Source organism: Agromyces cerinus (assembly GCF_016907835.1).
In the GTDB taxonomy this organism is placed as follows: Bacteria; Actinomycetota; Actinomycetes; order Actinomycetales; family Microbacteriaceae; genus Agromyces; species Agromyces nitratus.
Genome location: NZ_JAFBCT010000001.1, coordinates 1,033,056 through 1,056,487 on the forward strand (window position 1 = coordinate 1,033,056; position 23,432 = coordinate 1,056,487).

General features: G+C 72.3%; 22 protein-coding genes and 2 pseudogenes. 21 read left to right on the top strand and 3 right to left on the bottom strand.

Annotation, left to right across the window (positions count from 1 at the left end; all coding sequences use genetic code 11):
• Positions 1–5 precede the first annotated feature (5 nt).
• From JOE59_RS04645 to JOE59_RS04670, 6 genes are read left to right on the top strand one after another with little or no spacing between them, the layout of a single operon-like run.
• Positions 6–1,163 carry an NAD(P)/FAD-dependent oxidoreductase gene (locus JOE59_RS04645; protein ID WP_307836950.1) on the top strand — a complete coding sequence of 386 codons (1,158 nt, stop codon included), beginning with the start codon at positions 6–8 and terminating at the stop codon, positions 1,161–1,163.
• Positions 1,160–1,402, top strand: a complete 243-nt coding sequence (locus JOE59_RS04650) for a (2Fe-2S)-binding protein (protein WP_204459148.1) — start codon at positions 1,160–1,162, stop codon at positions 1,400–1,402. The genes JOE59_RS04645 and JOE59_RS04650 overlap by 4 nt, the downstream gene beginning before the upstream one ends.
• Positions 1,399–2,886: an NAD(P)/FAD-dependent oxidoreductase gene (locus JOE59_RS04655; RefSeq protein WP_204459149.1), complete on the top strand. Its 1,488-nt coding sequence runs from the start codon at positions 1,399–1,401 to the stop codon at positions 2,884–2,886. Before JOE59_RS04650 ends, JOE59_RS04655 begins: the two co-directional genes overlap by 4 nt.
• A gap of 55 nt (positions 2,887–2,941) precedes the next feature.
• Positions 2,942–3,856, top strand: coding sequence for a dihydrodipicolinate synthase family protein (locus tag JOE59_RS04660; protein ID WP_179550468.1), 915 nt, complete (start codon positions 2,942–2,944; stop codon positions 3,854–3,856).
• Positions 3,856–4,857 carry a proline racemase family protein gene (locus tag JOE59_RS04665; protein WP_204459150.1) on the top strand — a complete coding sequence of 334 codons (1,002 nt, stop codon included), beginning with the start codon at positions 3,856–3,858 and terminating at the stop codon, positions 4,855–4,857. Before JOE59_RS04660 ends, JOE59_RS04665 begins: the two co-directional genes overlap by 1 nt.
• 38 nt (positions 4,858–4,895) lie before the next feature.
• Positions 4,896–6,389, top strand: a complete 1,494-nt coding sequence (locus JOE59_RS04670; protein ID WP_204459151.1) for an aldehyde dehydrogenase (NADP(+)) — start codon at positions 4,896–4,898, stop codon at positions 6,387–6,389.
• 75 nt (positions 6,390–6,464) lie between these two features.
• Here the strand turns inward: JOE59_RS04670 and JOE59_RS04675 are convergent, their stop codons facing one another.
• From JOE59_RS04675 to JOE59_RS04685, 3 genes are read right to left on the bottom strand one after another with little or no spacing between them, the layout of a single operon-like run.
• Entirely contained in the window at positions 6,465–7,655 is a 1,191-nt protein-coding gene (locus JOE59_RS04675; RefSeq protein ID WP_204459152.1) for a metal-dependent hydrolase family protein, read from the bottom strand.
• 52 nt (positions 7,656–7,707) lie between these two features.
• Positions 7,708–8,694: a proline racemase family protein gene (locus JOE59_RS04680; protein ID WP_204459153.1), complete on the bottom strand. Its 987-nt coding sequence runs from the start codon at positions 8,692–8,694 to the stop codon at positions 7,708–7,710.
• Positions 8,691–9,632, bottom strand: a complete 942-nt coding sequence (locus JOE59_RS04685; protein WP_204459154.1) for an ornithine cyclodeaminase family protein — start codon at positions 9,630–9,632, stop codon at positions 8,691–8,693. Before JOE59_RS04685 ends, JOE59_RS04680 begins: the two co-directional genes overlap by 4 nt.
• A gap of 182 nt (positions 9,633–9,814) precedes the next feature.
• Here JOE59_RS04685 and JOE59_RS04690 point away from each other — a divergent pair, with 182 nt between their 5' ends.
• From JOE59_RS04690 to JOE59_RS04755, 15 genes and pseudogenes are all read left to right on the top strand, one after another.
• Positions 9,815–11,578, top strand: a complete 1,764-nt coding sequence (locus tag JOE59_RS04690; RefSeq protein ID WP_204459155.1) for an ABC transporter substrate-binding protein — start codon at positions 9,815–9,817, stop codon at positions 11,576–11,578.
• 76 nt (positions 11,579–11,654) lie between these two features.
• A pseudogene (locus JOE59_RS19195) lies at positions 11,655–12,539 on the top strand (ABC transporter ATP-binding protein); the annotation flags it as partial.
• Between the two features lie 192 nt (positions 12,540–12,731).
• Positions 12,732–13,520, top strand: a pseudogene (locus JOE59_RS19200) (ABC transporter ATP-binding protein); the annotation flags it as partial.
• 5 nt (positions 13,521–13,525) lie between these two features.
• Positions 13,526–14,464: an ABC transporter permease gene (locus JOE59_RS04700; RefSeq protein ID WP_204463254.1), complete on the top strand. Its 939-nt coding sequence runs from the start codon at positions 13,526–13,528 to the stop codon at positions 14,462–14,464.
• The gene (locus JOE59_RS04705; protein ID WP_204459157.1) at positions 14,461–15,426 is read left to right on the top strand and encodes an ABC transporter permease; all 966 of its coding nucleotides are present in this window, start codon (positions 14,461–14,463) and stop codon (positions 15,424–15,426) included. Before JOE59_RS04700 ends, JOE59_RS04705 begins: the two co-directional genes overlap by 4 nt.
• Complete coding sequence (locus tag JOE59_RS04710; protein WP_204459158.1) at positions 15,423–16,724, top strand: alpha/beta fold hydrolase; 1,302 nt, start codon at positions 15,423–15,425, stop codon at positions 16,722–16,724. Before JOE59_RS04705 ends, JOE59_RS04710 begins: the two co-directional genes overlap by 4 nt.
• A gap of 23 nt (positions 16,725–16,747) precedes the next feature.
• Positions 16,748–18,274, top strand: a complete 1,527-nt coding sequence (locus JOE59_RS04715; RefSeq protein ID WP_307836951.1) for an aminopeptidase P family protein — start codon at positions 16,748–16,750, stop codon at positions 18,272–18,274.
• 209 nt (positions 18,275–18,483) lie between these two features.
• A complete protein-coding gene (gene rpsP / locus JOE59_RS04720) occupies positions 18,484–18,891 on the top strand; it encodes a 30S ribosomal protein S16 (protein WP_056009615.1) in 408 nt (135 codons plus the stop codon).
• A gap of 4 nt (positions 18,892–18,895) precedes the next feature.
• Positions 18,896–19,132, top strand: a complete 237-nt coding sequence (locus tag JOE59_RS04725) for an RNA-binding protein (protein ID WP_022891825.1) — start codon at positions 18,896–18,898, stop codon at positions 19,130–19,132.
• 1 nt (position 19,133) lies between these two features.
• Positions 19,134–19,769: a ribosome maturation factor RimM gene (gene rimM, locus JOE59_RS04730; protein ID WP_204459159.1), complete on the top strand. Its 636-nt coding sequence runs from the start codon at positions 19,134–19,136 to the stop codon at positions 19,767–19,769.
• A 7-nt stretch (positions 19,770–19,776) separates the two neighbouring features.
• The gene (gene trmD / locus JOE59_RS04735) at positions 19,777–20,466 is read left to right on the top strand and encodes a tRNA (guanosine(37)-N1)-methyltransferase TrmD (RefSeq protein WP_204459160.1); all 690 of its coding nucleotides are present in this window, start codon (positions 19,777–19,779) and stop codon (positions 20,464–20,466) included.
• A gap of 143 nt (positions 20,467–20,609) precedes the next feature.
• Positions 20,610–21,386 carry a sirohydrochlorin chelatase gene (locus JOE59_RS04740; protein WP_204459161.1) on the top strand — a complete coding sequence of 259 codons (777 nt, stop codon included), beginning with the start codon at positions 20,610–20,612 and terminating at the stop codon, positions 21,384–21,386.
• The gene (gene mobA / locus JOE59_RS04745) at positions 21,383–22,054 is read left to right on the top strand and encodes a molybdenum cofactor guanylyltransferase (protein ID WP_204459162.1); all 672 of its coding nucleotides are present in this window, start codon (positions 21,383–21,385) and stop codon (positions 22,052–22,054) included. The genes JOE59_RS04740 and mobA overlap by 4 nt, the downstream gene beginning before the upstream one ends.
• A complete protein-coding gene (locus tag JOE59_RS04750; RefSeq protein ID WP_204459163.1) occupies positions 22,038–22,274 on the top strand; it encodes a DUF6457 domain-containing protein in 237 nt (78 codons plus the stop codon). The genes mobA and JOE59_RS04750 overlap by 17 nt, the downstream gene beginning before the upstream one ends.
• A gap of 5 nt (positions 22,275–22,279) precedes the next feature.
• Positions 22,280–23,431: a molybdopterin-binding protein gene (locus JOE59_RS04755; protein ID WP_239560644.1), complete on the top strand. Its 1,152-nt coding sequence runs from the start codon at positions 22,280–22,282 to the stop codon at positions 23,429–23,431.
• Position 23,432: the final 1 nt, after the last annotated feature.

The following is a 23,432-nucleotide window of genomic DNA, read 5'->3' on the forward strand; positions in this document are numbered from 1 at the left end:
GCATCGTGCGCGTCGCGGTGATCGGTTCGGGCGTCGTGGGTGCCGCATGTGCGCTCGCGCTCATCGAGGGCGGCGCGGAGGTGGTCGTGATCGACCGGGTCGGCGTGGCCGGCGAGACATCCAGTCGCTGCGAGGGCAACCTGCTCGTCAGCGACAAGGCGCCGGGCGCAGAGGCCGACCTCGCGGTCGCCTCGAACGCGATGTGGCGGGTGCTCGCCGAGCGACTCGACGCCGACCGGCCGTCGAGCCAGCCGGCGACCGAGTTCGAGGCGAAGGGCGGCATCGTCGTCGCGTTCGGCGAGGGTGAGGCGGCGCTCGAGCGGTTCGCCGCCGCGCAGCGCGCCACCGGCATCCGCGCCGAGGCGATGGATGTCGCGGCGCTCGCCGCGGCCGAGCCGTTCCTGTCTCCCGAGGTCGTGCACGCCGTGCACTATCCCGACGACGCCCAGATCCAGCCGTCGACGGCGACGCAGGCCCTGCTCGACACGGCGGTGCGAGGCGGGGCCCGACTCGTGATCGGCGAGGTGACCGGCCCGCTCGGCCGAGCGGGTCGCCTCACCGGCGTGGCGACGACGGCCGGGCCGATCGAGGCCGACGTCGTCGTGAACTGCGCGGGCCCGTGGGCCGGCGAGGTCGCGAGGCGGCTCGGCGCCCGCCTCGACATCCGGCCGCGGCGCGGCGTGATCCTCGTCACGACACCGATGCCGCAGCGCGTCTTCCACAAGGTCTACGACAGCGACTACGTCGGCGCGGTCGGCTCGGGCGACGCCGCCCTGCAGACCTCCACCGTCGTCGAATCCACCCCTGGTGGCACCGTCCTGATCGGCTCGAGCCGCGAGCGGGTCGGCTTCGACGACCGGCCCGGTGTCGCGCCGGCGGCGGCGATCGCCGCGAAGGCGGTGCGCCTGTTCCCCTTCCTCGAGCAGACGCTGCTGCTGCGCAGCTACTTCGGGTTCCGCCCGTACGCGCCCGACCACCTGCCCGTGATCGGCGCCGACCCCGACGTCGCCGGGCTCGTGCACGCGACCGGCCACGAGGGCGCGGGCATCGGCCTCGCGCCCGCGACCGCCGAACTCGTCGCGCACGCCGTGCTCGGCGCACCGACCGCCCTCGACCCCACCCCGTTCCTCCCGGGCCGGGCCAGCCTGCAGGAGACCGCATGATCCGCATCACCGTCGACGCCGAGCCGCTCGAGGGGCGCGACGGCCAGACCATCGCCGGGGTGCTCATCGGCGCCGGCCGCACCGCGTGGCGCACGGCGCAGACCGGCGATCGCGGCGTGTTCTGCGGCATCGGCGTCTGCCACGACTGCCTCGTGACCGTGAACGGCGTCGAAGGGGTGCGGGCGTGTCAGCGCGAGGCCGTCGACGGCGACCGTGTGGAGCGCGAGGTGCGGGCGTGACGGGCATCGGCGTGGGCGTGGGCGCGGGCGCCCGTGGCGCGAGGCGCGTCGCGATCCTCGGAGGCGGACCCGCCGGCCTCGCTGCGGCCCAGGCCGCCCTCGCCGCCGGAGCCCGCGTCACACTGCTCGACGAGGGCGGCCGGCTCGGCGGCCAGTACTGGCGGCATCACGAACAGCTCACCGACCGCCGCCTCCAGCACGGCTGGGCGCGGTTCGAGCGGCTCAGGGGAGTGCTCGACCGTGCCGAGGTGCACAACGGTGCGAGCGTGTGGTCGGCCGAGGCATCCGATGGCACCTTGCGCCTGCGCGCCGTCGTCGGCCCTGCGGATGCCGCGGGGCGCACGGCGCTCGAGGTCGAAGCCGACGCCGTGGTCGTCGCGACCGGCGCGCACGATCTCGCCCTCCCGCTGCCGGGCTGGACCCTTCCGGGTGTCACCACCGCCGGCGCCGCCCAGGCGCTCGCGAAGCGCGACGGCGTCACCGTGGGGCGGCGCACGGTCGTGAGCGGTGCCGGTCCGTTCCTGCTGCCCGTCGCGCAGTCGCTCGCCGTCGCGGGTTCCGAGGTCGTCGGGGTGCACGAGGCGTCGCGCCTCGGCGGTCTCGCGGCCGGGTGGTTGCCGCGGCCGTGGCAGCTCGCGGGCAAGGCGGGCGAACTCGTCGAATACGTCGGCGCCCTCGCGCGCCACCGCATCCCGTACCGGGTCGGCAGCGGCGTGGTGCGGGTGCTCGGCACCGACCGGGTGGAGGGCGTCGTCATCGCTGCACTCGACGCCGACTGGCGGCCGGTTCCCGGCACCGAGCGCGAGGTCGCGTGCGACTCCGTGGCGCTCGGGCACGGCTTCACGCCGCGCCTCGAGGTGGCGATCGCCCTCGGTGCGGCGATCGAGGGGGATCGCCGCGGCCGGTTCGTCGTCGTCGACGACGCGCAGCGCACGAGCGCGGCCGGCGTCTACGCAGCCGGGGAGATCACGGGCATCGGCGGTGCGGATGCCGCGCTCGCCGAGGGTGCCGTGGCGGGCTTCATGGCCGCCGGCGGTTCGCTCGACGATGACCGCATGCGCGGCCCGCTCGCGGTGCGGCGGCGCATGCGCGCCTTCGCGGCGAGACTCGAGCGTGCCCACGGCATCCGGCCGGGCTGGACATCGTGGCTCGCCGACGACACCGTGGTGTGCCGCTGCGAGAACGTCACGCGCCGCACGATCGCCGACCGGGCCGATGCGCCGCTGCGCGCGATGAAGCTCGCGACACGGGCCGGGCTCGGCGCCTGCCAGGGGCGCACGTGCGGCCGGGCGGTCGAGGCGGTCGTGGCCGCGGCCGGCGGTGCGCCCGAGGGGTTCGACCGCCGACCGGTGCTCGCGCCGGTGCGGCTCGGCGAGGTGGCGGCGGTCGGGCGGGGGAGCGACAGCGGCGCGGTCGCCGTCGAGACCGCGATCTCGACCGCCGGCCGTGGCGAATCGGCAGTTGCCGCCGCCGAACCACAGTAGTAATATGTCACATACTACCGATCCGCGAACAACGGACCAGAGAACGGAAGATCAGATGACCAGCACCATGGACCTCGGCGGCGTCGTCGTCGCCACGACGCTCGCCTTCACCGAAGACGACTCGGCGCCCGCCGGGCTCGCGGTGGACTACGACAAGTTCGCCGAGCACGTCGACTTCCTGATGAGCAACGGATGCCGCGGCGTCGGCCCCAACGGCTCGCTCGGCGAGTATTCATCGCTCACCGACGAGGAGCGGCGCAAGGTGATCCAGGTCGCCGTCGAGGCCGTCGACGGACGCGGCATCGTCATCGCCGGCGCGCACGGCGTCGGCAGCCACCAGGCCCGCAAGTGGGCCGAATGGGCCCGCGAAGACGGCGCCGATGGCGTGCTGCTGCTGCCGCCCACGCTCTACCGCGCCAACGAGGGCGAGGTCATCGCGCACTACGAGGAGGTGGCCAAGGTCGGGCTGCCGATCATGGCGTACAACAACCCCTTCGACACCAAGGTCGACCTCGTGCCGTCACTCGTGGCGAAGCTCGCCGAGATTCCCGAGGTCGTCGCGATCAAGGAGTTCTCGGGCGACGTGCGCCGGGTCTACGAGATCAAGGAACTCTGCGACATCGACATCATCGCGGGCGCCGACGACGTGCTGTTCGAGCTCATGGTGAACGGTGCCGTCGGTTGGTTCGCCGGCTACCCGAACGCCTTCCCGAAGGAGGCCGTCGAGCTCTACAACCTGCTCGTCGAGGGCAAGTGGCACGAGGCGCGCGAGCTCTACACGCAGCTCGTGGCCGTCTTCCGCTGGGACTCGCGCACCGAGTTCGTGCAGGCGATCAAGCTCTCGATGGACATCTGCGGCAACTCCTACGGCGGGCCGACCCGTCCGCCGCGCGGACCGCTGAGCGACGAGCAGCGCGCCCAGGTCACGGTCGACACCGAGCGGGCGCTCGCCGCCCTGGCGGCCCGCTGATGCGGGGGCGCCGGGTCGTCTCGGCCGTCGACTCGCACACCGAGGGCATGCCGACGCGTGTCGTCACCGGCGGCGTCGGCCGGATCCCCGGCGCCACCATGAACGACCGGCGCCTCTACGCCATGGAGCACCTCGACGGGCTGCGCGGCCTCCTCATGAACGAGCCGCGCGGCCACGCCTCGATGTCGGGCGCGTTCCTGCAGCCGCCTGCGCGCGATGACGCCGACTGGGGTGTCGTGTTCATCGAGGCGAGCGGGTTCCTGCCGATGTGCGGCCACGGCACAATCGGCGTCGCGACGGTGCTCGTCGAGACGGGCATGGTCGAGGTCGTCGAACCCGTGACCGAGATCCGGCTCGACGTGCCCGCGGGGCTCGTCATCGCCCGTGTCGCGGTCGAGGGCGGCCACGCCGTGCACGTCACGATCGAGAACGTGCCGAGCTTCGTCGAGCGATTGGATGCCTCGATCGAGGTGCCGGGCTACGGCGCCGTGCCCTACTCCGTCGCCTTCGGCGGCAACTTCTACGCGCTCGTGGATCTCGACGACGTCGGCCTGCCGTTCGATCGCACCCGGAAGGACGATATCGTCGCCGCAGGCCTCGCGATCATGGAGGCGATCAACACCCAGGCGCCGCCGCGGCATCCTGAGCTCGACGGCGCGAACCACGTGCATCACGTCGAGTTCATCGCGCCCGGCTCCGACGCCGTGCGGTCGCGGCACGCGATGGCGATCCATCCGGGCTGGTTCGATCGCTCGCCGTGCGGCACCGGCACGTCGGCGCGCATGGCCGAGCTGCACGCCCGCGGCGAACTCGCCCTCGACACCGACTTCGTGAACGAGTCGTTCATCGGCACCGAGTTCACCGGGCGGCTGCTGCGGGAGACGACCGTCGGCGGCGTGCCCGCGGTGGTGCCCACCATCACCGGGCGGGCGTGGGTGACCGGGCTCGGCCAATACTTCCTCGACGACGACGACCCGTTCCCCGAGGGGTTCGTCTTCTGACCCCCCAGACCGACCCCCAGCACAGAGCGGATCGACCCATGACGACCTCAACCGAACCCGACCTCGACCGCGTCGCCGAACGGGCCGCCGCCGTCGCGCGCGCCTTCGCCGCGACCGAACCGCGCGCCCGAGCCGCGGCACTGGTCGCCGTGGCCGACGCTCTCGACCGCAACGCCGCCGAGCTCATCGCGATCGCGATGCGCGAGACCGGCCTCACCGCGCCGCGTCTCATCGGCGAGGTGCGCCGCACCTCGAACCAGCTCAGGCTCTTCGCCGAGGCGATCGTCGACGGCGCCTACCTCGACGCCCGCATCGACGCGGCCGACCCCGAGTACGTCATCGGTCCGCGTCCCGACGTGCGCCGCGTGCTCGAGCCGGTCGGCCCCGTGCTGAACTTCGCGGCGTCGAACTTCCCGTTCGCGTTCTCGGTCGCGGGCGGCGACTCGGCCGCGGCGCTCGCGGCAGGATGCCCCGTCGTCGTGAAGGCGCACTCGGGGCATCTCGAGCTCTCGCGCCGCACCGCGGAGGTCGTCATCGAGGCGCTCGCCGGTGCGGGCATGCCCGACGGCGTCTTCCAGCTCATCGAGGGGCAGCAGAACGGCGTCGCCCTGCTGAAGGACGACCGCATCCGTGCGGGCGCCTTCACCGGCTCGACGCACGTCGGCCGGCTGCTCGCCGACATCGCAGCGACCCGTCCGCGGCCGATCCCGTTCTACGGTGAGCTCGGCAGCGTGAACCCCGTCTACGCGACGCCGGGTGCCGTCGTCGCCGAACCCGAGCTGCTCCAGGGCTTCCTCGCCTCCGTCGCCGGGTCGGCGGGCCAGCTCTGCACGAAGCCGGGCTTCCTCTTCGTGCCGACGGGCGCTGAGCTCGGCGAGCTGGCGGAGGCCGCCGCCGCGGTCGGCGAGCATCGCCTGCTGAACCCGGGCATCGGCCGGGCGTTCGAAGAGCGCCGCAGCGCCGTGCTCGGCGCCGACGGCGTCGCCGTGCTCGCCGAGGGCGAGGTGCGAGTCGACGACGACGGGCAGCGCTTCGTGACGCCCACGGTCGTCGAGGTCTCGGTCGAGCAGCTGCGGGCGCAGCCCGATGCACTCCTCGAGGAGTCGTTCGGGCCGCTGTCGGTGATCGTGCGGTATTCGGATGCCGCGGCGCTGCCCGACCTCCACCGCGAGCTGTTCCCCGGCAACCTGACCTCGACCGTGCACGCCACCGACGCCGAGGCGGGCGAGCTCGGAGACCTCGTGGAGGCACTCGCCGAAACGAGCGGTCGCGTGCTCTTCGGCGGATGGCCGACCGGCGTCTCCGTGACCGCCGCGATGCAGCACGGCGGGCCGTTCCCGGCCACGACCACCGATGCCACGAGCGTCGGCACGGCGGCGATCACGCGGTTCCTCCGCGGCGTCGCGTACCAGAACGCGCCGGCGGCCCTGCTGCCCGACGCGCTGCGCGACGACAACCCATGGGGTGTTCCGCAGCGTCGCAGCGAGGCGGGGCGGTCGAGCGAGTGGGGAAGCCTCACTGGCATCCACTGACGAGACGGGTACGCGAATGGCCCGGGCGCACACGCCCGGGCCATTCGTCGTCCCGGCCGGCCGGGGCGTCCTTGCTCAGACCACGCGACGGCCGGCCTGCACGATGTGCCGACGCGCATCGGCCTCCCACAACGCGGCAGGCTCCGCGATCGGGTTCGCGGCCAGCACGACCGCATCGCCGTACGCCCCGGCATCCAGATGGCCGAGTCGTCGATCGCCGATCAGCGCGGCATTCGTCTCGGTCAGTGAGCGCAGGGTCTCGGTTGCGCCGCTCGCCTCGACCTGCAGGCGCACGCCGCAGAGCTGATCGTCCTCGAGGTCTCCCATGAGATCGCTGCCGAAGCCGACCGGCACGCCCGCGGCCAGTGCGAGCTGCACGGCCTCCTGCCCCTTCGAGAGCACCTCTGCGTTCTTGGCCAGGGAGATCTCGTTCAAGCCGAGCTCCGCGCCACGGCGATCCATGGCGTCGTAGGCGGCGAGCGTCGGAACCAGGATCGCTCCGAGTTCGGCCATGCGTCGCGCGGTCGGCGAATCGATGAGATTGCCGTGCTCGATCGAGCGAACACCGTTCTCGATGGAATGCACCACGGCTTCGGGCGAGTAGGCGTGAGCGGCGACGTAGGTGCCGCGGCGCTCGGCCTCCTCGACGACCGCGCGCAGCTCGTCGGGGGAGTACTGCGGAATCCGGATGGGATCGGTGAGGGAGAACACCCCGCCCGAGGTCATCACCTTGATGGCATGGGCGCCGGTGCGCAGGCGGCGGCGCACCGCCAGGCGCAGCTCGTCGACCCCGTCGACCACCTCGCACATGTGGCCCTCGGTGAAGCAGATGTCGACGTGTGCGGAGCGAGGATCGCCGTGCCCGCCGGTCTGGCTGAGCGCTGGCCCCGTGAAGTGATAGCGCGGCGACCGGAAGAGATCGGTCTCGACGGCGCGGGCCAGCCCGATGTCGCCTCCGGCCACATCCCGAACGGTGGTGAACCCGCGCCGCAGGGCGCTGCCGAGGCGACGGGCACCGTTGATCGCGGCGTAGCTCAGCGGCCCCCGCTCGTTCTCGAACCCGTCCATGCTCGTGGCGTAGGCGTGGAAGTGCGCGTCGATCAGTCCGGGGACGATCCATCCGCCGGCGGCGTCGAGCACCTCGGCCGAGGCATCCGCTCGCTCGGTGACGATTCCGTCGACGATGCAGAGATCGCGGTCGACGAAGCCCTGCACTGTTCGATCCCAGACATGGGCGCCGGTGATCCTCAGCGATGCCGATTCCATCTTCGTTCTCCTTCTCGACGTTGTGCGGCTGACCCTCGTGGTTCTGCGGCCGTCAGCGCAGGCTGAAGCCCTCGGCGAGCGGGTCGGCCGGGTCGAGCTCGAACTCGCACGTGCCCACACGGTACGCCTGGCCGGTGACTTCGGGCACCACGGCGCCATCCGTGCGCTCGGCCACCCGTGCGAGGAAGCGCGTGCCGATGATCGAGTCGTGGGTGAGCACCTCGCCGTCGGCGAGCTCGCCCGTGTGCGCGAGCAGCGCCACGCGAGAGGCAGTGCCCGAGCCGCACGGGCTGCGGTCGACCTCGCCGTCGGCGAAGACGGTGACGTTGCGCTGCCACGGGCCGTCGGCGGTGCGGCCCAGGTCGTCGACGAGGATCGTGCCGTACACACCCGACAGGCGGTCGTCGGCGACCTGTGCTGCCGGGTGGTCGTTCAGCGCCCACTTGATCTCGCGACCGAGGCGGATGAGCTCGGTGGTGTCGGCGGGCGTCACGGTGAGACCGAGGGAGGCTGCCGGCAGGGTCGCGTAGACCGCGCCGCCGAAGACGAGGTCGACGACGACGTCGCCCCGACTGGTCGAGAGCGGAATCCCGGTCGCCAGCACGCGCGATGACACGTTCCGGAACACGACACCCGTCGTGACGCCGCCGCTGCGCTGCACGCGCGCCTGCACCCGCCCGCTCGGCACGTCGATCGTGACGATCGCCTCGCCGTCGTCGGGTGCGGCGACCCGGCCCGTGTGCACCGCCCAGGCGCCGAGCGCCATGGTGCCGTGCCCGCACGCGGTCGAGAAGCCGTCCTTGTGCCAGAACAGCACGCCGAAGTCGGCGCCGTCGTCGTCGGGCGGGGTGATGAAGCCGCCGTACATGTCGTCGTGCCCGCGCGGCTCGAGGCAGAGGAACCGGCGCACGGCGTCGGCCTCGCCGGTCATGGCCTCGACCCGGCGGGCGGCGACGGTGTCGCCCGAGGTCGGGACGTCGAGCACGATGCGGAACGGTTCGCCCGCGGTGTGCCAGTCTTCGGTCTTCCAGTGCATCATGCGTTCCGTTCGTTCGTCAGTGCGAGTTGTGCGACGGCGAGGTCCTGCCAGCCCATGCCGCAGGTCTTGATCACGACGGGCCGAGCGGATGCCTCGGGGCCGTCGTCGCCGAACAGCTGCGCCATGGGGGTCAGTGCGTCGGGGGAGAGGTGGCCCTCGGCGATGGCGAGGATGACGTCGCCGGCCTCGGCGAGCGCCACCCGCTGCGACTCGACGATCACGCGGGCGCGCCCGAGGAGCTCGCCCGGCAGTTCGCGGGCGTCGGGTTCGTGCGAGCCGACGGCGACGATCGCGGCGTGGTCACGCACGAGTGCGGCGTCGAAGAGCGGCTCGCGGGCGGTGGTGGCGCAGACGACGAGGTCGGCCTCCACGACATCCGCTGCCGTGCCGACGGCCACGTCGAGACCGCTCGCGCCGACGAGGCTCGCTGCGTGCTCGGCCTTCGCCCGGTCGCGGCCGACGAACCGCACCCGTTCGACGGGGCGGATGGCCTGCATGGCCTCGACGTGTCGCACGCCCTGCGGGCCGGTGCCGAAGACGACGAGCGACGAGGCATCCTGAGCCGCGACGACGTCCACCGCGGCTGCCGACACGGCCGGGGTGCGCAGGCTCGTGAGCTCCGTGCCGTCGAGCAGGGCGAGCGGTGCGAGGGTCTCGGCGTCGAGCACGATGTAGATCGCCTGGATGCGCTCGAGGCCGCGTGCCGGGTTCGCCGGGGCCACGGTCGCGAGCTTCTGACCGGTGTAGGGGCCGAGGTCCGACGGCATGAGCAGGAGCTGGCCGTGCCGCACGTCGACGATCGCCCGCGCGGGGTCGGCGTCGGGGTCGAACCCGTCGCGGAGTGCCCGCTGCAGGGCGTCGATGGCCTGGCGCATGGTGATGCGCTCGGCGATGGCGGGGCCGTCGATGAGGCGGAGCGAGTCGAAGATGCCGGGCATGGACACATCGTACGGGTAATGCGTAATATGTCACATATCGCCGACGGCTCGAAGCTTCGATCCGACGAGCTGCCATCCGGATACGGCCGCCACGAGCGCCGGAACCCCGAGCAGCGCTCGCTCGAGCACGGTGACCCGCTTGTCGTCCGACTTGCGGACAGCGAATGACTCAAAGGTGAATCATGGCTCGAACCACTCTGCGCGCGGCCGCAGTGCTCGCCGTTTCGACGGCGCTCATGCTGACCGCGTGCACGACCACGCCCGGCGCCGACTCGGGCGACGGCGAACCGCAGACCGGCGGCACCCTCAAGGTGCTCGCGAACGGCGACGTCGACCACCTCGACCCGCAGCTCGTCGCGTACGTGCCGACCTACAGCGTGATGCGCTCGGTGTCGCGCTCGCTGCTGAGCTATGCGGCGAGCGACGACGCCGCCGAGCGCATCGTGCTCCAGCCCGACCTCGTCGAGGAGGTGCCGACCCCGAGCACCGACGGACTCACCTACACCGTGACCCTCCGCGACGGCGTCACCTGGGGCGCACCCGACGGCGCCCGGCCCATCGTCGCGAGCGACGTCGCCCGCGGCATCGAGCGTCTCTGCAACCCGCACATCTCGGGCGCCCTCGCCGGCTACTTCCAGGGCCTCATCGCCGGCATGGACGAGTTCTGCACCGGCTTCGCCGCCGTCGCCCCCGAGGTCGGCCCGATCAAGGACTACATCGAGGGCAACGAGATCGCGGGCATCCGGACACCCGACGACCGCACGATCGAGTTCACCCTCGTCGAGCCCGCGAGCGACTTCCCGTTCATGCTCTCGCTCGACGCGGCCGACCCGGCACCCATCGAGGCGCTCGACGCGCTGCCCGACTCGCCCGAGTACCGGCGCGGCTTCGTGTCATCCGGTCCCTACCAGGTGGCCGAGTACACCCCCGACGCGAAGCTCGTGCTCGAGCGCAACCCCGCATGGGACCCCGAGAGCGACCCGCTCCGCAAGGCCTACGTCGACGGCATCGAGATGACGATGGGCGTCGAGGGCGACGCCGCGATGCAGCAGCTGCAGGCCGGATCGGCCGACCTGCTCTTCGACCTCTCCCCGAGCCCCGCGAACATCCAGCAGCTCAAGGCCGCGAACGACGAGAAGTTCTCCACCATGGAGAACGGCGGCGTCGACCAGTTCATGTGGATGAACACGGCGTCGACGAACAACGGCGGCGCGCTCACCAAGCTCGAGGTGCGCCAGGCGCTGCAGTACGCGGTCGACAAGTCGGCCGTCGTGCAGACCATGGGCGGCGCCGACCTCGCCGGCGTCACGAACGGCATCTTCGGCCCCGGCATCCTCGGCTACCAGGAGTCCGACGAGTACGCGACCGAAGGCGGCAAGGGCGACCCCGAGAAGGCGAAGGAGCTCCTCGCCGCGGCGGGCTACCCCGACGGCCTCACCCTGAAGATGCCGTACCGCAACGTCGGCACGCAGCCCGACATCGCCCAGACCGTGCAGGCGAGCCTCGAGCGCGCCGGCATCACCGTCGAGCTGACGCCCGTGCCGCCGACCGACTACTACGCGAACTTCATGACGAACCCCGACAACGCGAGCTCGGGCGCCTGGGACATCGCGCTCGTCGGCTGGTCGCCCGACTGGCAGGGCGGTGCCGCGCGCAGCGTGTTCCAGCCGCAGTTCCGTTTCGACGGCACGCCGCAGACCTACAACTACGTGGACTTCAACAGCGACGCCGCCAACCAGCTCGCCGCCGAGGCCCTCGCCGCGGCGACGCCCGACGAGGCGGCCGACCTCTGGCACCAGGTCGACGAGGCCGTCATGGCCGACGCGCCGATCGTCAGCATCGCGTACCGACTGAAGCCGAACTACCACTCGGCCCGCGTCGGCGGGTTCGAGCCGTACGCCCAGAGCCAGAACGGCGACTGGACGAACGTCTGGCTCACGAAGTAGCCGTCCGCACCATTCGCAAATCACGTACTCGGCGGCCGGTCCCGGCCGGCCGCCGGGTCAGATCGAGGGACCCCCAATGACGATCCTCCTCGACGTGCGCGACCTCGCCGTCGACATCCCCACCGAGGACGGCACCGTGCATGCGGTGCAACACGTCTCGTTCACCGTCAACGAGGGCGAGTTCTTCGGGGTCGTCGGCGAGTCCGGCTCCGGCAAGTCCGTGATGGTGCAGTCGATCATGGGCCTCGTGCCCGGCGCGCGCACCAGCGGTTCCGTGCTGTTCCGCGACCGCGACCTGCTCTCGCTCGCCCCCGAGCAGCTGCGCTCGGTGCGCGGGCGGGAGATCAGCATGATCTTCCAGGACCCGCTCTCGAGCCTGCACCCCCAGTACACGGTGGGCTGGCAGATCGTCGAGCAGATCCAGGCGCACGAGAAGGTCAGTGCGAAAGCGGCGAAGGCGCGCGCGATCGACCTGCTGGACCGGGTGCGCATTCCGGATGCCGCGGCGCGCTTCGACGCCTACCCGCACCAGTTCTCGGGGGGCATGCGACAGCGTGTGATGATCGCGATGGGCCTCTCGCTCGGCCCGGCGCTCATCATCGCCGACGAGCCGACCACCGCGCTCGACTCCACCGTGCAGGCGCAGATCCTCGACCTGCTCGGCGAGATGCGCAGCGAGTTCGGCACGACCGTGCTCATGATCAGCCACGACCTCGGCGTGCTCTCGCGCGTCGCCGACCGGGTCATGGTCATGTACGGCGGTCGTCGCATGGAACTCGGGGCCGCCGATGCGGTGCTCTGCGGCCCCGCCCACCCCTACACCGCGGGGCTCCTGCGGTCATCGTCGTTCAACCGGGAGCCGGGCACGCCGCTCGTGCCCATCGGCGGGCGACCGCCGAGCCTGCTCGCACCGCCCGAGGGCTGCGCGTTCCGCGACCGCTGCCCGGATGCGATGTCGATCTGCGGCTCGAAGCCGCCGGTGCGTCACTACGACGACGGCACCGAGGTGGCGTGCTGGCTCGAGACGACGCCGGTCGAGCCGGAGCCGCCGGTGCTCCCGCCGCCGAGCCTGCTCGCGAACCCCGACGACCCCATCGTGAAGGTCGACGGACTGCGCCTGACCTTTCCGCAGCGCCGCGGCGAGCCGCGCGTCGTGCTCGACGACATCTCGCTCGAGGTGCGGCGGGGCGAGACGCTCGGCCTCGTCGGCGAGAGCGGCTGCGGCAAGACCACCCTCGCGCGTGCGATCGCCGGGCTCGTCGCGCCGACGGCCGGCACCGTCGAGTTCGACGGCGCCCCGACGACGAACCTCGACCGCGCCCAGTGGCGCGACCTCCGGCGTCGCGTGCAGCTCGTCTTCCAGGACCCGTTCGGCTCGCTGAACCCCCGTCGCCGCGTCGGTTCGATCATCGGCGACCCGTTCCGCATCCACGGCCTCGCGAAGGGCGCCGAGCGACAGGCGAAGGTGCAGGAGCTCATGGAGCTCGTCGGGCTGAACCCCGAGCACTACAACCGCTTCCCGTCGCAGTTCTCGGGCGGGCAGCGGCAGCGCATCGGCATCGCCCGGGCGCTCGCGCTGAACCCCGAGCTCGTGATCCTCGACGAGCCGGTCTCGGCGCTCGACGTGTCGATCCAGGCTCAGGTGCTGAACCTGCTCGACGAGCTGCAGCGCCGGCTCGGCCTCACCTACCTGTTCATCTCGCACGACCTCGCCGTCGTGCGCCACGTCTGCGATCGCATCGCCGTGATGGAGGGCGGGCGCATCGTCGAGCTCGGCACCGCCGACGAGGTCTGGAACGACCCGCAGCAGCCGTTCACCCGGCGCCTGCTCGCCGCCGCGGCGCCCGAGATCCCGCGGGAGCCGCGCGATCGACTGCTGCTGCCCATGGCGGGCTCCGCCGGCGCATCCGTCGACCGCATCGTCATGGAGGTCGCCTCGTGAGCCTCATGCCCAAGACCCCCGCTGCGGCGGCGCGCGCCTCGACCGAAGTGCAGGCGCGGGGCTCCGGCCGGCTCACGCTCAGCCGGCTCCTCCGCGACCCCGCGAGCATCGCCTCGATGATCGCCATCCTCCTGATCATCGCCTTCGCGCTCTGCGCCCCGCTCATCGCGGCGTGGACCGGTCACGGCCCGACCGAGCAGTTCCGCGAGACCGGCCTCACCCCGGAGGGCATCCCCGTGGGCCCGAACGCCGAGTTCCTGTTCGGCACCGACCAGCTCGGCCGCGACGTGCTCGTGCGCCTCGCCTACGGCGCGCAGGTCTCGCTCCTCGTCGGCGTGCTCGCTTCGATCGTGGCGTCGGTGATCGGCATCGCGATCGGCACGATCGCCGGGTTCTCGGGCGGGGTCGTCGACACGGTGCTCAGCCGCACGATGGACCTCGTGATGAGCGTGCCGTTCCTGCTCTGCGCGATCGCGCTCGTTTCGGTGCTCGGCCCGAGCCTCAGCCTGTCGATCGCCGTGATCGTGTTCTTCAGCTGGACCGGCCTCGCCCGAGTCATCCGCGGTCAGGTGCTGGCGCTCCGTCACCGCGAGTTCGTCGAGGCGGCCCGTTCGCTCGGCGCCTCGCGCACGTCGATCATGTTCCGCGACATCCTGCCCAACCTGGTCGTGCCGATCATCGTCTACACGACCCTCATGATCCCGGCGGCGATCGTGTTCGAGGCGACGCTCTCGTTCCTCGGACTCGGCATCGTGCCGCCGACCCCCAGCTGGGGCAACATGCTGGCGGATGCCGCGAACGGGTCGCTCTACCTCGTGGCGTGGTGGATGGTCGTCGTGCCCGGCGGCGCCCTGCTCGCCCTGACCCTCGCGTTCAACCTGCTCGGCGACGGCCTTCGCGACGCACTCGATCCCGCCGCCGTCTCGAAGGGCAAGCGCGCATGACCCGGTTCATCCTCTCCCGCATCGCGTTCGGCGTGCTCGTGCTGTTCCTCCTCAGCGTCTTCGTGTTCATGCTCTTCTACGTCTCGCCGTCGGACCCGGCCCGCATCATCGCGGGCGACAAGGCGACCGAGGAGCTCATGGCGCAGATCCGCACGAACCTGGGGCTCGACCGCCCGATCACCGAGCAGTACGTGACCTTCATCGGCAACCTGCTGCACGGCGACCTCGGCTACTCGTACCGCTCGAGCATGCCCGTCTCCGAACTCGTGGTCTCCCGCATCCCGGTGACGATGTCGCTCGTCTTCGGCGGCATGGTGTTCTGGCTCGCGATCGGCATCCCCATCGGCATCGTCTCGGCGAAGCATCCGGGCTCGGCGCGCGACCGCCTCGGGCAGGGGTTCGCGATCGTCGGCATCAGCTTCCCGACCTTCGTGCTCGGCATGCTCGCGCTGTACCTGCTCTACTTCGTGCCGACGAAGCTCGGGTTCATGCTCTTCCCGCCGAGCGGCTACGTGCCGTTCACGGAGAGCCCCCTGCAGTGGGCCTGGCACCTGCTGCTGCCCTGGCTGACGCTCGCGCTCGTCGTGGCGGCCGTGTACGCGCGGCTCACGCGCGGGCAGATGCTCGAGGTGCTCGGCCAGGACTACATCCGCACCGCGCGGGCCAAGGGCGTGGACGAGCGTCGGGTCACGTACGTGCACGCGTTCCGCAGCGCCATGCCGCCGCTCGTGACCCAGCTCGGCATCGACATCGGGCTCATGCTCGGCGGCGTCATCGTGATCGAGCAGGTCTTCGGCCTGCTCGGCGTCGGCAGCCTCGCGGTGACCGCGGTCGCCATGCAGGATAGACCCGTGGTGATCGCGATCGTACTGCTCGGCGGCGTCTTCGTCGTCGTCTCCAACCTCGTCGTCGACACGACGTACGCGCTGCTCGACTCTCGGGTGCGGACGGCCACCCGATGAGCGCCGACTGGTATCCCATCGGGAAGGATGTCGCCGCCCGCGAGCTGTGGCTCGACGTGCCGCTCGACTGGGCCGAACCCGACGGGCCGACCATCCGCGTGTTCGCGCGCGAACTCGTCGACGCAGCCCGCCGCGATGAGGACCTGCCGGTGCTCGTCTACCTGCAGGGCGGGCCCGGCGGCAAGTCGCCGCGACCGCTCGGCCGCGACGGGTTCCTCGACGAGGCGCTCGCCCGGTTCCGGGTGGTGCTGCCCGACCAGCGGGGCACCGGCCGCTCGACCCCGCTCGAGGGGCGGCAGCTCGAGGGGCTCAGCGCCGACGAATCGGCGAAGATCCTCGCCCTGCACCGTGCCGACTCCATCGTGCGCGACCTCGAGGCGCTCCGGCGTGCCCACTACGGCGGCCGGCCGTGGTGGACGCTCGGGCAGAGCTACGGCGGCTTCCTGACGCTGCACTACCTCTCGGTCGCGCCCGAGGCGATCGTCGCCTCGGCGATCACCGGGGGACTGCCGAGCCTCGATCCGTCGGCCGACGACGTCTACGCCCGTACCTTCCCGCGCGTGCGGGCGAAGAACCGCCGGTTCGCCGAGCGGCTGCCGCATCTGACCGAGCGCATCGCGCGGGTCGCCGACCTGCTCGACGCCGGCGACGTGCGCCTGCCCGACGGCGACCGGCTCACCGTGCGCCGCTTGCAGACGCTCGGCTTCGACTTCGGCATGGCCCCGGGCTTCGACCGGGTGCACTGGGTGTTCGACGAGGCGTTCGCCGACGCCGGCGAGACCGTCATCGGCGAGACGTTCCTGTCGACCGTCGGCGCCCTCACCGCGTTCGATCGCAATCCGCTCTTCATCGCCCTGCAGGAGAGCATCTACGGGCCCGGCCCCACCGCCTGGGCGGCCGAACGGGCCCGGGCCGGCAATCCCGACTTCGACCCCGACGCCCGGCCGCTGCTCTTCACCGGCGAGATGGTCTTCCCATGGATGTTCGAGGAGGTGCGGGCACTCCGCGGCTTCCGCGCGGGCGTCGAGCGGCTCGCCGAGACCGATCGCCCGATCGAGCTGTACGACCGGGCGCGACTCGCGGCGAACGCCGTGCCCGTCGAGGCGGTCGTCTACCTCGACGACATGTACGTCGACGCCGCGTTCTCGCTCGACACCGTCGAGCGGGTCGGCGGCCTCGAAGCCTGGACCACCAACGAGTTCGAGCACGACGGACTGCACACCGGGAAGGTCGCCGGACGACTGTTCGACGCCCTCGACCGGCGCGTCGCCGGCTCGGCCCACGCTCCGCGCGCGTGACCGCGCACCTGAAAGGACCCGGAATGACCGAACAGACCCACGCCCACACCCACGCGCATCAGGGCGAGCGCGGCGGGGGAGCGGCATCCTCCATGCCGGCTCCGGCCGAGCGGGACCCGCGGATGCCGCGACTCACGCAGTCGCCGGGGTTCAACGAGTCCATGCGGAGCGGCTGGGGCACGCCCGTGCGCACGCCGGTGATCCCGTCGGGTGCCGCGCTCGCCGCGCACCACCACCGCGCCCGGCTCGCCGAGGCGCTGCCCGGCCGCACCATCGCCGTCTCGGCCGGTCGGGCACCCGTGCGCGCCAATGACACGAGCTTCGAGTTCCGCGCCGACAGCGACTTCCTCTGGCTCCTCGGCTGCGGCATCGAGGACGCGGTGCTCGTGATCGAGTCGGTGCCCGGCGGCCACGACGCCACGCTCTACCTGCCCGCGCCCTTCCGGCCCGGCGACGACGGCTTCCACGCCGACCCGCTCCGGGGCGAGCTCTGGGTCGGGCCGATGCCCGGCCTCGCCGAGTACGCCGAGGCGCTCGACGTGCGCACGCGCCGCATCGAGGAGCTCGCGCTGAGCCGCGACACCCTCGTCGCCGGTGCGCCGACGCCGGTCGGGCCGGCGGCCGCCGCGCTCGCCGCGAACCCCCGCTCGGCCGACCTCAAGCGCGTGCTCGCGGAGCTCCGCATGATCAAGGACGAGTGGGAGCTCGCTGAGCTCGCGGCCGCGGTCGCCTCGACCGAGCAAGGGTTCGCCGCGATGGCGCGCGAGCTCTCCTCGGCCATCGAGTGGGGCGGCGAGCGCTGGCTGCAGGGCACCTTCGACCGCTACGCGCGCACGGTCGGCAACGGCCCGGGCTACGCGTCGATCGTCGGCTCCGGCGCCCACGCGCCGATCCTGCACTGGGTGCGCGCCGACGGCGAGATCAGTCCTGCAGAGCTGCTGCTGCTCGACGTCGGCGTCGAGCGACGGTCGGGCTACACGGCCGACGTCACGCGCACCATCCCGGCCGGCGGCACGTTCACCTCGGCGCAGCGCGCCGTGCACGACCTCGTCGAGGCCTCGCACCGTGCCGGGCTGGCGGCCGTCGGGCCGGGCCGCCAGTGGTCCGACTTCCACGTCGCGAGCATGGAGGTCATCGCTCGGGGCCTGCACGACTGGGGGATGCTGCCGGTCTCGGTCGACGAGGCGCTCGCCCCCGACGGGCAGCAGCACCGCCGCTACCTCGTGTGCGGCGTGGGGCACCACCTCGGCATCGACGTGCACGACTGCGCGGGCTCGAGCTACGCCGCCTACCAGGGGGCCGTGATGCAGCCGGGCATGGTGCTCACGGTCGAACCCGGGCTCTACTTCCACGCGTTCGACGAGACGGTGCCGCCCGAGCTCCGCGGCCTCGGCGTGCGCATCGAGGACGACCTCGTGGTGACGTCGACGGGCCACGACGTGCTCTCCAGCGGACTCCCGATCGACGCTGCCGGCCTCGAGGCCTGGCTGGCGGCGGCGCGTTCGGGCGAACGGAACGCATCTGCCCCCGAGGTCGTCTCCGGTCGCTGATTCCCGCGTGCCGCGCGTCCCGATGCAGGCTTCGGGACGCGCGGCATGGTCCGATTCTCGTTTCGGCGCGGAATCTGCAAGAATGATCAGTCGAGTTCTGTATCGCCCGACCCTCTATCAGGCGCGCAGAACCCCTTTGAGCTTCCGCCGAGTGTGCACCCCACGCTCACGGCTGTCAGTTCGCCAACTCACAACATTTCAGGAGAATTGTGGCTGTCAAGATTCGTCTCAAGCGTCTCGGCAAGATCCGTGCGCCGTACTACCGCATCGTCGTCGCCGACTCGCGCACCAAGCGCGACGGTCGCGTGATCGAGGAGATCGGCAAGTACCACCCCACCCAGAACCCGTCCTTCATCGAGGTCGACTCCGACCGCGCGCAGTACTGGCTCTCCGTCGGCGCGCAGCCGACCGAGCAGGTCGCGGCGATCCTCAAGCTCACGGGCGACTGGGGCAAGTTCAAGGGCGACAAGAACGCCGTCTCGACCGTTCAGGTCGCGGAGCCGAAGGCCGCCTTCGTCGCCGACGAGAAGAAGAAGCCGGTGCTGAAGCCCAAGGCCGAGAAGCCTGCGGCCAAGGTCGAAGAGGCACCCGCCGAGACCGCGACGGACGAGGCGTAAAGCCTTGCTCCAGTCCGCGCTCGAACACCTCGTCAAGGGGATCGTCGATCACCCTGACGAAGTGAAGGTCGTCTCCGCGTCGAGCGCACGTGGCGAGGTCCTCGAGGTTCATGTGAACCCCGAGGACCTCGGTCGCGTGATCGGCCGTGCCGGCCGCACCGCGAAGGCGCTCCGCACGCTCGTCACCGCTCTCGCCGACGGCCGCCGCGTTCGCGTCGACGTCGTCGACACCGACGACTGACGTGGCCGACACCTCAGGAACACAGCTCCGGGTCGGGCGCCTGCTGAAGGCGCACGGCCTGAAGGGCGCCATCAAGATCGAGCTCTACACCGACGACCCCGACCGGCGATTCGTGCCGGGGGCGGAGTTCTCGCTGCAGGTTCCCGGCGATTCGCCGTGGCACGGCAAGAGCCTGAAGCTCCGCGAGCTCCGCTGGTACAACGGGCACGCCGTCGGGTTCTTCGAGGGCGTCGACGACCGCACCGAGGCCGAGGGCCTCGCGAAGGCGATCCTCTGGGTCTCCCACGTCGAAGAAGAGGCTCAGGAAGACGACGCCTGGTACGACCACCAGCTCATCGGCCTCGCGGTCATTCGCGACGGCGAGCGGGTGGGCGAGGTCTCGCACGTCGAGCACTTCCCCGCACAGGACCTGCTGATCGTCAAGACCGGCAGCGGCGAGGTCATGGTGCCGTTCGTCGCGGCCATCGTGCCCGAGGTCGATCTCGCGGCGGGCACGGTCACCGTGACGCCGCCCCCGGGGCTCTTCGAAGAGCTTCCCGAGGCCGAGCCGGCCGTCGAGACGGCTCCGGCAGTCACCCCCGTCGAGACCGCCGAGACGGATGCCGCGGCGCCCGCCGAGGCCGATCGCGACGAGTAGTCCGCCGATGCGCGTCGACATCGTCACGATCTTCCCCGAGTTTTTCTCGGTGCTCGACCTGTCACTGCTCGGCAAGGCGCGGCAGACGGGCCTCATCGAGGTGACGGCGCACGACCTGCGCGACGCCACCCACGACCGCCATCGCACGGTCGACGACACCCCCTACGGGGGCGGCGCCGGCATGGTCATGAAGCCCGAGCCATGGGGCGAGGCGATCGACGGCATCGTGGGCGACGGGGCATCCGATGCCCTGCTCATCGTGCCGTCGCCCGCCGGCGAGCCGTTCACCCAGCAGATCGCGCGCGAGCTCGCCGCAGAGCAGCACCTGGTGTTCGCCTGCGGCCGCTACGAGGGCATCGACCAGCGCGTCGTCGACCACTACGCGACCCGCATGCGCGTGCGGCTCATCAGCCTCGGCGACTACGTGCTGAACGGCGGCGAGGTCGCCGTGATGGCGATGATCGAGGCCGCCGGCCGCCTCGTGCCGGGCGTCGTCGGCAACCCCGAGAGCCTCGTCGAGGAGTCGCACGAAGACGGCCTGCTCGAATACCCGAGCTACACGAAGCCCTCGTCGTGGCGCGGGCTCGACGTGCCGCCGGTGCTGCTGTCGGGCAATCACGGGGCCATCGCCGCGTGGCGCCGCGAGCAGCAGATCGAGCGCACGCGGCGCGTCCGCCCCGAACTGCTCGGCGAGTAGCAGCACCGCGGCTCGCCGGGGCCATCCGGCGTGAGCCGTTCTTCACCTGCCCGAAACACACGGGTGCGGTGCGTGAAACACGCCCTCCCTAGCGTCGAATCGGCGGGTGGGAACGGTTCCCGCCGGAGAGCGCGGGTCAGCACATGGTCGGGTCGAGAGGTGCCGGCGCCCCGGCGGAACACGTCGAAGCGCATCCGCTCAGACTCGTCGCGGTCACCCACGGGGCGCCGTCGAGCGCCAACCGCGAGGCGGTGATCCGCCTCGTCGACGGCGTGGCCTCGGCGCGACCGGACCTCGACGTCTCCATCAGCTTCGTCGACGCCAGCCGGTCTGATGTCGCGGCGGCGCTCGGCCCCGACGACGACGGCGCCGTCATCGTGCCGCTCGTGCTCTCCGCGGGATTCCACGTGCGCACCGGGCTCTCGCTCGGGCTCGACGGGCGAGGCTCCGACGCCGGTGCCCTCGCGGGCACGCGACTCGCGGCGGAGCTCGGCCCCGACGATCGCATCGTCGAGGTGCTCGCCGAGCGACTGGGCCGGCTCCGGCTCTCCGACACCGACGCCGTGGTGCTCGCGGCGGCGGGCTCCAACGATCCACGCGCGGTGCGCGAGTGCTTCGAGACGGCGCGCCGGCTCGGGCACCGTCTCGGCCGATCGGTGACGGTCGGGTTCATCGCCGCGGCGATTCCGCGGCTGCACGACGCCATCGAGATGATCCGCGAGGTGCACCCGGGGGTGCGGGTGGTCGTCGGCAGCTACCTGCTGGCGCCGGGCACCTTCTACGACGCCGCGGCATCCGCCGGCGCCGACGCGATCGCGTCCCCCCTGCTGCTGCCCGACGAAGCGGCCCCCGGCCTGCTCGTCGACCTCGTGCTCGACCGGTATCGCGACATCGCCGGGGCGCGCCTGGAGCGGGCGTGACCACGGCTGCCGGGGCTCCCGGCATCGGCGCGTACGACGCGATCGTCCTGGCCGGCGGCCGGGCCGCACGGCTCGGCGGCATCGACAAGACGGCGCTCACGATCGAGGGCACGAGCCTTGCGGCACGTGCCGTCGGCGCGGTGAGCGGCGCCCGCGCGGTCGCGTACGTGTCGAGTGCGCCGGCGCCCCGATGGGTGCTCGCCGAGCGGCGCATCCGCGTCGCCGCCGAAGATCCGCCCTGGAGCGGCCCGGTCGCGGCGATCGCGGCGGGACTCGAGGGGCTCGCCGACCGTCCGCAGCCCTTCACGGTCGTGCTCGCGGGCGACCTGGTCGGCGCGGCACCGGCGGTGGCGCTCCTGCTCGCCCGCGTCGCCCACACGGTCGACGGCGTGGTCGGGGTGGATCCCGACGGTTTCTCGCAGCCCCTGCTCGCCGTCTATCGGACGGCGGCGCTCCGCGCCGCGGTCGTCGACGTGCTCGCGTCGACGCAAGACGCTCAGCGTGCAGGCGGCAGGGGCGCGTCGATGGGTGCAGTGCTCGCGCAGCTGCACCTGCGAGGTGTCGCGCTTCGCGGGAGCTGGTGCGCCGACGTCGACACGCCTGCCGACGCCGAACGGCACGGCATCGCCCTGCCGACAGGGGAGGTGCGCCGTGTCCGCGTCGCGTGACGTCGAGAGCTGGTCGCGGGAGCTCGTGGCCGAACTCGGGCTCGACACCCTGCCCGATGTCGCGGCGGTGCTCGATCTCGCCCGCATCGCGGCGCACGGCGTCGCCCGCCCGGCCGCGCCGTTGACGACCTACCTCGCCGGCTACGCCGCAGCCCGGGGCATCCCGCTCGACGTCGTCGTCGTCGCCGTCGAGCGCCGGCTCGCCGAGGACGCGCCGTGACCTCGATGTCGTGGGACTCGGCGAGGGCCTTCATCCGGCAGGCGGGCGCCGCTCGGCCGCTTCGCTCCGTGTCGGTGCCGATCGACCGGGCCGACAGCCGAACGCTCGCAGCCGCCGTGCACGCGCTCGTCGACCTGCCCTCCGTCGACGTGAGCGCGATGGACGGCTGGGCGGTCGCGGGCGACGGCCCGTGGCAGCTGGACGGCACGGTGACGATGGGCGCCCCACCGGCGCACCGGCTGCTGGCGGGCAGGGCCCGCGTCGTCACGACCGGGGCAGCCGTGCCGCCCGGCACGGTCGGGGTGCTGCGGGCCGAGCACGGGGGCCTCCTCCCTGACGACCCCGAGTGGCTCCGACCCATCGCTCCGGCACCGCTCGCGGGGCGCGACATCCGCCGTCGCGGCGAAGAACTGCGCCGCGGCGAGCCGCTCATCCGACCCGGCGCCAGGATGACCCCGCCACGACTCGCCCTCGCCGCTGCAGCCGGCCACGACGCGCTCGACGTGCTCGCGGTTCCACGCGTCGAGCTGATCGTCACGGGCGACGAGCTGGTCGGAGCGGGCCGGCCGGCGCCCGGGGCGGTGCGCGACGCCTTCGGGCCCTCGTTGCCCGCGCTGTTCGAACGGCTCGGCGCGGCGGCGTCGACCCGGCGCATCCGCGACCGGCTCGACCCGTTCACCGAGCTCCTCGCCGAGACGCACGCCGATGTCCTCGTCACGACGGGCGGCACCGCGGGCGGCCACGGCGACCTGCTGCGCCGCGCGATCGTCGCCGAGGGCGGCACGATCGACTTCGCCGGGGTTGCGATGCGCCCCGGCCACCCCGTGCTGTTCGCCCGCACGAGCGCGGGAGTGCCGGTGCTCGGCCTGCCGGGCAACCCGCTCGCCGCGTTCGCGTGCCTGCTCAGCTTCTTCCCGCCCTGGCTCGACGGGGCGTCGGGGCGCCCGCTCGCCCCACTCGACAGGGTGCACGCCCACGACGTGACGGCCACCGGGCGGCAACGCCGCATCACGCCGTTCACCTGGCAGGGCGCTCGCGCGGTGGTGAGCCCCTGGGCGGGCTCCGCGATGCTGCGGGGCCTCGCCGACGCCGACGGCCTGCTCGTCTCGCCCGTCGCCGACGGCGAGCCCGCCCTGCTCCTCCCGCTGCCGTGGTGAG